Annotated in this window: 13 protein-coding genes; 10 read left to right on the top strand and 3 right to left on the bottom strand. The window is 53.1% G+C overall.

All coding sequences use genetic code 11. The features are described from left to right. Nucleotides 1-11: 11 nt before the first annotated feature. Both NI000_RS37070 and NI000_RS37065 read right to left on the bottom strand, forming a co-directional pair. Nucleotides 12-203: an elgicin/penisin family lantibiotic gene (locus NI000_RS37070; protein WP_375540940.1), complete on the bottom strand. Its 192-nt coding sequence runs from the start codon at nt 201-203 to the stop codon at nt 12-14. 81 nt (nt 204-284) lie between these two features. After that, complete coding sequence (locus NI000_RS37065) at nt 285-479, bottom strand: elgicin/penisin family lantibiotic (protein WP_375540939.1); 195 nt, start codon at nt 477-479, stop codon at nt 285-287. 492 nt (nt 480-971) lie between these two features. Here NI000_RS37065 and NI000_RS05115 point away from each other — a divergent pair, with 492 nt between their 5' ends. From NI000_RS05115 to nhaC, 8 genes are all read left to right on the top strand, one after another. Next, a complete protein-coding gene (locus NI000_RS05115; RefSeq protein WP_253408342.1) occupies nt 972-2,132 on the top strand; it encodes a Glu/Leu/Phe/Val dehydrogenase dimerization domain-containing protein in 1,161 nt (386 codons plus the stop codon). A 53-nt stretch (nt 2,133-2,185) separates the two neighbouring features. Next, complete coding sequence (locus NI000_RS05110; protein WP_253408340.1) at nt 2,186-2,416, top strand: DUF1450 domain-containing protein; 231 nt, start codon at nt 2,186-2,188, stop codon at nt 2,414-2,416. A 129-nt stretch (nt 2,417-2,545) separates the two neighbouring features. After that, complete coding sequence (hppD, locus tag NI000_RS05105) at nt 2,546-3,661, top strand: 4-hydroxyphenylpyruvate dioxygenase (RefSeq protein WP_253408338.1); 1,116 nt, start codon at nt 2,546-2,548, stop codon at nt 3,659-3,661. 48 nt (nt 3,662-3,709) lie between these two features. Next, nucleotides 3,710-4,654 (top strand): hypothetical protein, encoded by a 945-nt coding sequence (locus NI000_RS05100; RefSeq protein WP_253408336.1) that lies wholly within the window; start codon nt 3,710-3,712, stop codon nt 4,652-4,654. Nucleotides 4,655-4,670: 16 nt separating this feature from the next. Beyond that, complete coding sequence (gene fahA, locus NI000_RS05095) at nt 4,671-5,933, top strand: fumarylacetoacetase (RefSeq protein WP_253408335.1); 1,263 nt, start codon at nt 4,671-4,673, stop codon at nt 5,931-5,933. Nucleotides 5,934-5,966: 33 nt separating this feature from the next. Then, complete coding sequence (locus NI000_RS05090) at nt 5,967-7,124, top strand: homogentisate 1,2-dioxygenase (protein ID WP_253408334.1); 1,158 nt, start codon at nt 5,967-5,969, stop codon at nt 7,122-7,124. A 19-nt stretch (nt 7,125-7,143) separates the two neighbouring features. Further along, nucleotides 7,144-7,452 carry a YerC/YecD family TrpR-related protein gene (locus tag NI000_RS05085; protein WP_253408333.1) on the top strand — a complete coding sequence of 103 codons (309 nt, stop codon included), beginning with the start codon at nt 7,144-7,146 and terminating at the stop codon, nt 7,450-7,452. A 197-nt stretch (nt 7,453-7,649) separates the two neighbouring features. Then, nucleotides 7,650-9,083 (top strand): Na+/H+ antiporter NhaC, encoded by a 1,434-nt coding sequence (gene nhaC / locus NI000_RS05080; protein ID WP_253408332.1) that lies wholly within the window; start codon nt 7,650-7,652, stop codon nt 9,081-9,083. A gap of 91 nt (nt 9,084-9,174) precedes the next feature. Here the strand turns inward: nhaC and NI000_RS05075 are convergent, their stop codons facing one another. Next, nucleotides 9,175-9,477 carry a hypothetical protein gene (locus NI000_RS05075; protein ID WP_010497973.1) on the bottom strand — a complete coding sequence of 101 codons (303 nt, stop codon included), beginning with the start codon at nt 9,475-9,477 and terminating at the stop codon, nt 9,175-9,177. Nucleotides 9,478-9,697: 220 nt separating this feature from the next. On the opposite strand from NI000_RS05075, the gene NI000_RS05070 reads away from it, so the two are divergent. Further along, nucleotides 9,698-10,708 (top strand): HRDC domain-containing protein, encoded by a 1,011-nt coding sequence (locus NI000_RS05070; RefSeq protein ID WP_253408330.1) that lies wholly within the window; start codon nt 9,698-9,700, stop codon nt 10,706-10,708. An 84-nt stretch (nt 10,709-10,792) separates the two neighbouring features. After that, on the top strand, nt 10,793-11,218 hold the full coding sequence (locus tag NI000_RS05065; protein ID WP_253408328.1) for a hypothetical protein: 426 nt from the start codon (nt 10,793-10,795) through the stop codon (nt 11,216-11,218). The last annotated feature ends 38 nt before the right edge of the window (nt 11,219-11,256 follow it).

The raw sequence follows: 11,256 nt of genomic DNA, 5'->3' as shown, positions 1-11,256 counted from the left end.
CACGCGAAAGATTAGCAGCTGCCGTGGGTGTAGCCGCATTGATGTCTGCCTGTAAAGCAGTCCGAGGTAAAGCAAGTATCCGTGAAGCACTTGGAAGTGAAGCATTGAGAAGTAAAGCAAGTGGACGTGAAGAGGCCGATGTTCTGATGTACCGAATTTACCGATTTCACTTCAACATCCAGGTCGAAAATGTTGTTTGCCATACATATCTTCTCCCTTCCAACGGAGAATGTTTCTCCGAAGTTTGTTGCGGCAGCCGGCGAAAGCGGAATGAATGGATGAAATTAGCAGCTGTAGCCGTGGGTGTAGCCGCACATATGTCTGCCGGTATAGCAGTCGGAGGAATAGCAAGTATCGGAATAACATTTGGAAGAATAGCATTGAGAACTATAGCATTCTGACGTGTAAAGCCCAAAATTCGCGTTTACCGAATTAACCGATTTCACTTGGACATCCAGATCGAAATTGTTGTTTGCCATAAGTATCTTCTCCCTTCAAATGTAAAAAAAATTTTAAACCGATTGAAACCGCTTTCGCCTTCGCCTGGCCTCGCCGCACAGAAACGTGAATATGGAAGAATAGAATTGAAAAATATGTATTCAAATCCATATTCGACTATAATATACCGAATAATATATTAATAGTCAATATATTACAAAAATTTTTATAAAAGTTAGTATAGTTGGAAGTAGGGACCTTGTTACGAGCACTAACCTTATTCAACGCGCAAAAGTGCTGAAACATCAAAGAACACGCGCGTTAAAAGGGATGTTTGCGCGAATCATGGAGGTAGTTTAGTATGTGAACTGTTACAAAAAGGAATCATAGTTTGTTTTATCCAAACCATAAAGGAGTGTTACACATAACATGAAGGTATAGCTTATTCGCTCGTAATGCAGCGTCGCGCCGTGCTATTTTGAAAACGTTTACTTTTGTGTAGAGAGTAGAGAATCGTTTCAGGAGGAATAGAGATGAACAATGCAGCGTTATTATCCGAGATCAAACCGTCGGCGTCCTCGCGTACGACCGACTTGTTCGAGAAAATGCAGGAGCATGAGCAGGTGCTGTTTTGCAACGACCCCGCCACAGGCTTGAAAGCGATTATCGCCATCCACGATACGACGCTCGGCCCGGCTTTGGGAGGAACGCGGATGAGGCCCTATGCCACCGTCGAGGAAGCGCTCGAGGATGTTCTGCGTTTATCGAAGGCGATGACCTATAAATGTGCGGCGGCCGATGTGGACTTCGGCGGAGGGAAGGCGGTCATCATCGGAGATCCGGCCAAGGATAAGACCCCGGAATTGTTCCGGGCTTACGGACAATTTATCGATTCGTTGAACGGGAGATTTTATACCGGAACGGATATGGGCACGGTGCTGGACGATTTCGTCCATGCGTGCAAGGAGACGAATTGCATTGCCGGGCTGCCCGAGGAATATGGCGGCGGGGGAGAAACGTCGATTCCGACGGCTTTGGGCGTTCTGTACAGCATGAAAGCCGTAGCCCGAACATTATGGGGGCATGAGGAGTTGCGCGGCAAACGGTTCGCGATTCAAGGCTTGGGGAAGGTCGGCTTTAAAGTCGCCGAGCATTTGCTGCAGGAAGGTGCCGATCTGTATGTGACCGATGTGGATCAAACCGCGGTAGACCAAATTGTGGAAAGAGCCGGTAAGCTCGGCAGAACCGCGACCGCCGTGAAAGGAGAAGAGATCTACGGCGTGGAGGCCGACTTCTTCGTTCCGTGTGCCGTCGGCGGCATTCTTAACGATCGCACGATCGGGCAGCTCAAGGTCCAAGCGATCGCAGGCGCAGCGAACAATCAGCTTCTTCATGAGAGCCACGCCCTCGACCTCAAGCGAAAAGGCATCCTTTACGCCCCCGATTACGTGGTTAACAGCGGCGGCATCATGCAAGTATCGGATGAGCTGTACGGACCGAACAAAGACAGAGTTTTGGCCAAAACGAAAGCGATCTATCATTCGCTGCTCCGCGTGCTCTCGGAAGCCAAGGAAAAGAACATTACAACGGTCGAGGCGGCGAATCTGATCTGCGAGCAGCGAATTCAATCCAGAAAAGGAAGAAACAGCTTCTTTTCTCCGAGAAAGCGCGCCAAATGGCAAATTCGCCACTAACCGCAGGCAGGAAACATAGGAAATAATTACGATTTTCCGGGAGGCTTGTTCATATGGCTACCGTCAAGCTGTGCAGCTCGAATGAGCTGACCAAATCGGAAGCTTTAAAACAAATCGTGCGTGACGGCTCTGTTGATATTTTGGTAAAAGATTGCTTGGGCAATTGCGGGCAATGTTACTTGGAGCGCTTTGTGAAAGTGGATCAACGAATTATCGTTTTGAACGATGAAGAAGAGCTGCTGGACCAGCTTCAGAAAGCAGCTACTACCTCCGAAGCCGACTAACCTCATTTAACGTACTAAAGCGATTTAGCGTTGACACGCGCATACAGCACTGAACATTTTTGAAGAGTTCACAAGTTTGCCATATAATAGCATCAATGATTAGGAATATTATTCTAGGAGGTTATAAAAATGGAAATGGATACTACCTTAGTTAGCGAGCTGCAGCAAGATTTTTTCCCGATCGAGGATTTTGAATATATGGAATTTTACGTTGGCAACGCGAAGCAATCCGCCTATTACATGAGCCGGGCCTTCGGGTTCAAGATTGTTGCCTTCGCCGGGCTGGAAACCGGCCAGCGCGATCGCGTATCCTATGTGCTGGAGCAGCGGAAAATCCGTTTTGTGGTGACGGGCTCGCTTCAGGAGGACCACCCGGTCACGGAATTTATCAAGAAGCATGGCGAAGGAGCGAAGGACGTCGCGTTTCGGGTTGACGACGTTGAAAAGGCTTACGCGGAGGCGATTTCCAGAGGCGGCATTCCCGTGATGGCGCCGCAGGTGCTGACAGACGAACACGGCACCTACAAAAAAGCAATCATCGGCACGTACGGCGATACGGTGCATACCCTCGTGGATCGAAAGAACTATAAGGGCTTGTTTGCACCGGGATATCAGCCCGTCAACTTCTCGTTTCCGTATCAGGATGCGGGGCTCATCGGGATCGACCATGTCGTCGGAAACGTCGAGCAAATGAACGAATGGGTGTCCTACTACGAGAAGGTCATGGGTTTCAAGGAAATGATTCACTACGATGATGAAGATATCAGCACGGAATATTCGGCTTTGATGTCCAAAGTCATTTGCAACGGCGGCCGTATCAAAATGCCGATCAACGAGCCGGCCACCGGCAAGCGCAAGTCGCAAATCGAAGAATATTTGGAGTTTTACAACGGCCCTGGGGTGCAGCACGCAGCTTTATTGACCAACGATATCATCACAACCGTGAAGGTGCTGAAGGAAAACGGCGTGGAATTCCTGGATACGCCGGAAACGTATTACGAAGAGCTGGCGGACCGGGTCGGCGAGATTGACGAAGATATCGAGAAGCTGAAGCAATACCGCATTCTTGTCGACCGCGATGAGGAGGGGTACCTGCTGCAAATCTTTACGAAGCCGCTCGTCGACCGGCCGACTCTGTTCTTTGAAATCATTCAGCGCAAAGGGGCGACCACGTTCGGTGAAGGCAACTTCAAAGCGCTGTTCGAATCGATCGAAAGAGAGCAGGCACGCCGCGGAAATTTGTAATTTTCTTACAAATCTACAGGTTTAAAAGGAAAGGCGGGCGATCGTCACATGATTTCCAGCGCTAAAGCTTTGATGGAGCAGCTCCTCGATTATGCCGGGTTATTTCCGCCCGCCGCCCTGCCTTTGGAGCAGGCGGTCCGCAATTACGCGGCTTACCGGGATGGACAGGACGCTTGGATGTTGGGGCGGTTCATTATCCCCGCCGCACAATTGGAGGAGCTGTCTCCGTATATGCCGATGTTTTCTGAGGACTGGCCGCTGCTGCTGTCGGTTCTTGGAACCCGCAGCCGGGATGCGGAAGAATGCCTTCGGCTGTTTGGCGATACTTTGCGGCAAACGGAGGCTTTCCGGGGGAAGCATGGTTCGTCGGTGAACATCGACGTGCTGGAGCTTCCTCTTCCCCTTGCGGGTGCGGACCCTCGGTTACTGGATGAGATTGCAGCCGGAGCATCGGAACACGGCCTCCGGCTGTTCTTCGAATGGACGTTTCCTTGGAACGGCGATTGGGGGAGCCGGATCGAAGAAGCTCTTGACGCGGTGAAGTGCTGCGCCAGCCAAGGCGGGATGCAGCCAGGTGTAAAGCTGCGGACCGGAGGCGTCACCTCCGACGCGTTTCCGTCGCCGGAGCAGGTAGCTACCGTCCTCATCGGGTGCAGGGACCGCCAGTTGGCGCTAAAGTTCACAGCCGGCCTTCATCACCCGGTTCGCATGTATCGGGAAGAAGTGAAGACCGAGATGCACGGCTTCCTAAACGTGTTTGTTGCAGGGATGCTGGCGCATGGCTACAAGCTGGACCGCGACAAAACCGCCGAAATTTTGGCGGACGACAGTCCCGACAGCTTCGTCTTCCTCCCGGATGCGTTGGGTTGGAGAGCGCTTACAGTTTCAGCCGACGAGGTGCGGAGGCTGCGCAATCAGGCGCTGTGTTCCTACGGAAGCTGCAGCTTCGATGAGCCCCGCGACGAGCTGCGGGAGCTAAAATCAATAGAGTAAAAGGAGCCGTTAAAAGATGCTGCGCTCATTTGTTGAGGTTGCGCCGGAATCGCATTTTCCTATCCAAAATCTTCCCTACGGCGTCTTCCGCTCACGTAACGGCGGTACTCCCCGGATTGGCGCGGCCATCGGGGAGTACGTTCTGGATCTTGCCGTCCTCGATCAGGCGGGCTGCTTCGCCAGGACGGCAGCAGCCGGGCAGGGAATATTCGAGCAAGCGTCGCTGAACGCGTTTATGGCGCTCGGCCGTCCGGCTTGGCAGCAGGTCCGCGCGGAAATTCAGCGGCTGCTGTCGGCCGACGAGCCGGAGCTGCGGGATAATGCGGGGCTGCGGACCGCCGCCCTGCTTCCGCAGAAGGACGTAGAGCTGCTGCTGCCTGTAGAGATTGGCGATTATACGGATTTTTACGCTTCACGGGACCATGCCTTCAATGTAGGAACGATGTTCCGGGGGAAAGAAAACGCCTTGATGCCCAACTGGCATCATCTCCCGGTCGGGTACCATGGCCGGGCCAGCTCGATCGTGCTTAGCGGGACCGACGTGCGCCGCCCCCAAGGGCAGATGAAGCCGCCGGATGCGGCGGCGCCCGTATTCGGGCCGAGCCGTCAGCTGGACTTTGAGCTGGAAATCGGCTGGTTTATGGGGGCAGGCAACCCGCTCGGTACGCCCATCCCCGTCGAACGGGCGGAGGAGCATATTTTCGGACTGGTGCTCGTCAACGATTGGAGCGCCCGGGATATTCAAGCTTGGGAATACCAGCCGCTCGGACCTTTTCTCGCGAAAAATTTCGCGACATCGATTTCGCCCTGGGTTGTGCCGCTCGATGCCTTGGAGCCGTTCCGCATCCGCGGAAGCCGGCAGGAGCCGGAGCCGCTTCCTTACCTGAAGCAGGAGGGAGCACACTCCTTCGATATTAAGCTTGAAGTGTATCTGCAAAGCGCCGATATGGAGCAGGCCGAGCGGATCACGGAGAGCAATGTCAAATACCTGTATTGGAGCATGGCGCAGCAAATCGCTCACCATACGGTAGGCGGCTGCAACCTGCGGGCCGGGGATTTGCTGGCCTCCGGGACGATCAGCGGACCGGATAAGGCAAGCCGCGGATGCATGCTGGAATTGGCCTGGCGCGGAGCCGAGCCTCTTCAGTTAAGCGATGGCATCAAGCGGGTCTGGCTGGAAGACGGCGACCGGCTGACCATGACCGGCTACGCTCAAGGCGACGGGTACCGCATCGGGTTTGGCGAGGTGATGGGCCGGATTCTGCCTTCGTTGAAATAAGCAAGCGCAACTTAACCAAGGAGGTCGTACAAGATGCCGTTCTACCATCGAATGGGGCAAATTCCCAATAAAAGACACGTGCAGTTCAGAAAAGAAGACGGTTCGTTGTTTCGCGAGCAAGTGATGGGCACGAAAGGCTTCTCCGGCATTCAATCGATCCTTTATCATCATGGGGCGCCGACGGAAATCGTCAAAGCCGAATACCTCGGTGCGTGCAGCATTGAGTACGAGGACGACAGCGTGCTCGGGTACCGCCATTTTCAGACGGGAGCGGCTCCGAAGCAAGGCGATGGCGTTCTGGGAAGAACGTACGTTCTCGGCAATGACGATATTCTGCTTGCCGTTTCGAGTCCTACAGAACCAATGAATTATTATTACCGCAACGGCGACGGCGACGAGCTTCTGTTCGTGCATTACGGAACAGGCAAGGTCGAGACCATGTTCGGTACGCTGCGTTACCGTCCGGGCGATTATATCGTCATTCCGATCGGTACGATTTACCGGATTGTGCCGGATGGGGAAGATACCAAATTTTTGGTCGTGGAAACGAACAGCTGGATCAGCACGCCGAAGCGTTACCGCAACGAGCACGGTCAACTGCTGGAGCACAGTCCTTTTTGCGAAAGGGATATCCGGCTGCCGGAGACGCTGGAGACGTACACGGAGCTTGGGGAGTTCGAGGTGCGGTCCAAAACGAGAGGCGCGCTGCATTCGCATATTTACAGCCATCATCCGCTAGACGTCGTCGGCTGGGACGGTTATCTGTATCCGTACATTTTCAATATTGCGGATTTCGAACCGATCACCGGACGCATTCATATGCCGCCTCCGATCCACCAGACGTTCGAAGGGCATCAGTTCGTCGTCTGCTCCTTCGTTCCGAGAATGTACGATTATCATCCGGAAGCCGTACCTACGCCTTATTTCCACAGCAACGTGGACAGCGACGAGGTGCTTTACTATGTAGAGGGCAATTTCATGAGCCGCCGGGGGATCGAAGAAGGGTCCATTACGCTTCATCCGTCGGGAATCCCTCACGGTCCACATCCCGGCACGATCGAGGCGAGCCTGGGCAAAAAAGAAACGAAGGAATTAGCGGTCATGGTGGACACGTTCCGTCCGCTTAAAGTCGTCAAGGCGGCCCACACCTTCGAAGACAAAAACTATCTTTACAGCTGGTCTCATAAATAATCGGCGTGGTGGTGGCATGGTGCGGCGGAATAACGTGCGAAGCGAGGAAGAAATTCATCAGTTATTCGAAGCCATTTTATCGTTGCAAACGAAGGATGAATGCTACGATTTTTTTTCCGATTTGTGTACGGTAAACGAGGTCAAAACGATGGCTCTCAGGCTTGAAGTCGCAAAACAGCTGCTCGAAGGGGCTACTTACTTGGATATTATCGAGGAGACCCAGAAAGGCAGCGCCATCATTTTTCGAGTCAAAAATTGTCTGAAGCATGGAAGGGGAGGCTTCCGGACCATTTTGGAGCGGTTGAATAAGCACGGCAAACAGCCATGAGAAAAAAACGGCACACCTGCCGCAAGAAGCGTTCTGACGGCGAGACCGGTGGATGAGAAACGAAGCGTTGAATCGTTATGGTGCTTGCATTCGTACAGCCCGGTCTCCCGTCGATTGCTTTCTTCTTTGTTTTGAATACGCTTACATCATGACGATTTTGCGTGTCTTACGATTCCGTTCGTGCAGGAGGAATAGTTATGGTAACGAAAAAACCGTCGTTTTTCATGTCAAGCGCGCTCATTGCGGTTATCGTCGTCATTTTGGCGGTAAGCATTCTTCACTACCAAGTCGCTCCGCAAATCCCCATTTTGATGGCATCCATCCTGCTCTCTTTGTATGGCTTTAAATTAGGCTTTACTTGGAAGCAGTTGGAATCAGCTGTCGTCAAAGGCATTTTGTACGGCCTCCCCTCGATCCTCATTTTGTGTCTGATCGGGATCTTGATCGGGATATGGGTGTTGAACGGAACCGTGCCGACCTTGTCTTATTACGGCTTGCATATTCTTTCGCCCAGCTATTTTCTCGTATCGGCGGTCTTAATTTGCGGAGTCGTCTCCGTGCTGACGGGAAGCTCCTGGAGCGCCATCGGCACGATGGGCGTTGCCTTGATGGGGGTCGCCTACGGCATGGGAATTTCTCCCGCTATGGCGGCAGGGGCTGTCGTCTGCGGCTCCGTCTTCGGCGATAAAATATCGCCTCTCTCGGATACGACGAACCTTGCCTCCGCGACGGCCAAGGTGCCTATTTTCGATCATATCCGGCATATGCTGTGGACGACGATTCCAAGCTTGGTATTGACGCTGATCCTGTTTGCTTTTTTTGCCATATCCTCCGACCGTGCCGCAGACACCGCCGGTATTGAAACGATGATCCGCACCCTCAACGAACGCTTCGCGATTACTCCTCTGACGTTGCTCTCGCCGCTGGCGATTATCGTCTTGGCCTTCAAACGATTCGATGCCATTCCAACGCTCGTTGTCGGTTTATTGGTCGCTATCGCGACGGCCTTTTTCACGGTTCCCGGCATTTCGGCAGGCCAGCTCATGAATGTCGCGCACTTTGGCTATAAGTCGGAAACGGGAGTCGAAGCGATCGATAAGCTGCTGTCGCTAGGCGGGCTATCCAGTATGTTGTTTGCCGTCTCGCTTATCATCCTGGCGCTCGCCTTTGGCGGTCTTGTAAAAGAAATCGGTCTGGTTCATACCATTATCGACCGGATTAAGAGCCTCTTGAATAAAAAAGGAAATGTCATCAGCGCGACGGTTTGTTCTTCGATCGGGGTGAATGTTATTATCGGGGAATGCTACTTGTCCATTATTTTGCCCGGACAGATGCTGGAGTCTTCGTACAAGCGGGTGAAGCTCCATCCGAAAAATTTGTCCAGAACGCTCGAAGATGCCGGAACCATCGTCCATCCGATCGTTCCATGGGGAGTGACGGGCGCCTTTATTATGGCTACGCTGAATATCGGTATGGAATATGTTTTCTATTCGTTTATATGTATCATCAATCCGTTATTGGCGATCATTTTCGGTTATACCGGATTCGCCATAACGCCGATTGGCGAAGAAGACGAAAGGGGCGCGTACGAAGAAAAGTTCGAGATCGGAATGAACAACAGCGGCGTGTAGACTGGAAAGAGTTTGCTGGCGTTGGGGCAGCAAGCGCGGGAGCGGTTCGCCGGAGGAGAGGTCCGGCGGATCGCCTTTTGCGGTTGCCCGGCTACTCTTCCACGTAATCGTCGCCGGACGAATCGTGGGTCGGATGCGCGTCGGGATACCCGCGGGAGAGGCCGGCGTGAAGCTCGCGGTTCTCGTAAGTAAACTGGTTGTACGAGCGCTGATCCTCCCGCCACGGCGTGCTCTTGCCGAGCGATTCCGTGAGAAGGCTGCTGCCGTATGGCCCTTCCGGAAATTCCTCCGCCGTCAGGTCGTTGCGCTGGGATTCCACCGTGCTCAGATCGGTATATTTCTTCTGCGGCGCTTCGCTCATAAATCCGTCTTGGTTCGTGTCGTTTGGGCTCATGCTCGATTCCTCTTTTCAATAGGCAAGATGGTTTCTCTTAGCTTGTCCTTAAACCGGAAGATTATCCAAATCATGCTTGTCATCCATGACGTTTCGTGGTAATATAGGTCTAATTTCAAACGTGTACTTGAGAGGAAGCACCTCTTACCCTTTGTCGGGTAAGATGGTGCTTTTTTGCGTTTGAAGCTGCTTTGACAACTTCTTGGGGGAGGTTTTTCGAGTGAATCTGGTGTTTTTGAACAGTTTGGAAAAGGCGACGGAAGAGGGGAATGTCACTACGGCGCAGGTGACGATCGGCGAAAGTCAGGGCACCTGGATGGTGATGTGGAACGAGACGAGAGAAGACGGCCGCAGGGTGCAGGAGTGCTGGTACGAAGGACTGCGATGGGAGGAGATGCTCGCCATTTTCCGCGAGCGGGTGTTTGCCAAGCAATGCGGGGGCTATAAGCCAATTGTGCAGGTGAACGTAAGTGAAATCGACGTACTGGACCGCCGGACGGCGTATATTCAACGATTGCATTTTTACGGGGAGAAGCATGCCAACGAAGAGCTGTTCGACAAACTCCGCGATTGGCGGTTTAAACAAGCAAGCCGCGACGGCAAAGCGGCGTATCTGATCGCGACCAACCGGCTGCTGAAGATGATAAGCGCCTTCGTTCCCTACACGGAAGAAGAGCTGCTGCACCTTCCGGGATTCGGAAAAGCCAAAGCTGCCGCTTATGCAGCCGATATCGTCGCCATCACCGCCGGCTTCCAGCGGGATACGGATTTTCCGCTAACGTGGGTGGCGGAATCGATCGATCCGGGAGAGCTGAATGCCTGGCTGCTTCAGGAAAATGAACGGAAGCGGAAGGCCGAGGAGGAGAAGCGGGAGCTCAAGCATAAGCTGCTCGAAGCCATTGCGCGCGGGGAGAAGCTGGATGAGCTGCTGGAGCAGACCAAGCTTCAGCGGCGCAATTTGGTGCAGCTGTTCGAAGAGCTGGATCGCGAAGGCTACGACCTGCAGAGCTATATCGAAGGACAGCTTGAGCAGGTGCCCGAGCCGGAGCGCGAGCTGGCCTGGCAGGCGTTCCAGCAGCAGGGCGACCGTTATTTGAAGCCGATTCTGCAAACGGTCTACAGCCAGAAGGAGCTGACTGCGCAGGATGCGGAACGCGTCTACGAATGGCTTCGCATGCTGCGGATGAAGTTCCGCCGCGAGAACGAACGGAAGACGGTTGAAGCGAGCTGAGGCGCGGCAGCAGGGTAAAAAAACATTGAACAAGCCCGGCGGGTAAGATAAGATGAATTATAGGAATATGAAGGAGCTGACCGTATGGAGGAGCTTCGGGCTATACTTCACAGCATTATCAAGAACCAGGAAGAAACCAACGCGAAAATAAGCGAGCTGAATCTGCAGTTAAGCGCCAAAATCGGCGAGACGAACGCGCGAATCGACGCCCTTGACGTGAAGATCGATAAAGTCGACGCTCGACTCAGCGCGAAAATCGACGCTCTAGACGCGAAGATCGTCACTCTAGATGCAAAGACCGACGAAGTCAACACGAGTCTCGGCACCAAAATCGACTTTCTCGATGCCCGGCTGGATCGCGTCCATCTGAGTTTGCAGAGCCAGATCGACGATGTCGGTGCGGACGTCAGACATATTAAACGGAGCATGCGTTTGTTCGAAAGCGATATGGATGCGACCTTGGATCGGATTAAACGTCTGGAAGACCATATGGCCAAGCATCCCGAATGAGGAACCTTTCCCAAGGTTCCTTTTTTGCATGTAAAAAA

This window comes from Paenibacillus tyrphae, from assembly GCF_024158745.1.
GTDB lineage: Bacteria > Bacillota > Bacilli > Paenibacillales > NBRC-103111 > Paenibacillus_G > Paenibacillus_G tyrfis_A.
This window is presented reverse-complemented; position numbering and strand designations above follow the sequence as displayed.

Coding starts and splice junctions, on each gene's coding strand:
- NI000_RS37070 (WP_375540940.1), bottom strand. CDS start 203: ATGGCAAACAACATTTTCGACCTGGATGTTGAAGTGAAATCGGTAAAT.
- NI000_RS37065 (WP_375540939.1), bottom strand. CDS start 479: ATGGCAAACAACAATTTCGATCTGGATGTCCAAGTGAAATCGGTTAAT.
- NI000_RS05115 (WP_253408342.1), top strand. CDS start 972: ATGAACAATGCAGCGTTATTATCCGAGATCAAACCGTCGGCGTCCTCG.
- NI000_RS05110 (WP_253408340.1), top strand. CDS start 2,186: ATGGCTACCGTCAAGCTGTGCAGCTCGAATGAGCTGACCAAATCGGAA.
- hppD (WP_253408338.1), top strand. CDS start 2,546: ATGGAAATGGATACTACCTTAGTTAGCGAGCTGCAGCAAGATTTTTTC.
- NI000_RS05100 (WP_253408336.1), top strand. CDS start 3,710: ATGATTTCCAGCGCTAAAGCTTTGATGGAGCAGCTCCTCGATTATGCC.
- fahA (WP_253408335.1), top strand. CDS start 4,671: ATGCTGCGCTCATTTGTTGAGGTTGCGCCGGAATCGCATTTTCCTATC.
- NI000_RS05090 (WP_253408334.1), top strand. CDS start 5,967: ATGCCGTTCTACCATCGAATGGGGCAAATTCCCAATAAAAGACACGTG.
- nhaC (WP_253408332.1), top strand. CDS start 7,650: ATGGTAACGAAAAAACCGTCGTTTTTCATGTCAAGCGCGCTCATTGCG.
- NI000_RS05075 (WP_010497973.1), bottom strand. CDS start 9,477: ATGAGCCCAAACGACACGAACCAAGACGGATTTATGAGCGAAGCGCCG.
- NI000_RS05065 (WP_253408328.1), top strand. CDS start 10,793: ATGGAGGAGCTTCGGGCTATACTTCACAGCATTATCAAGAACCAGGAA.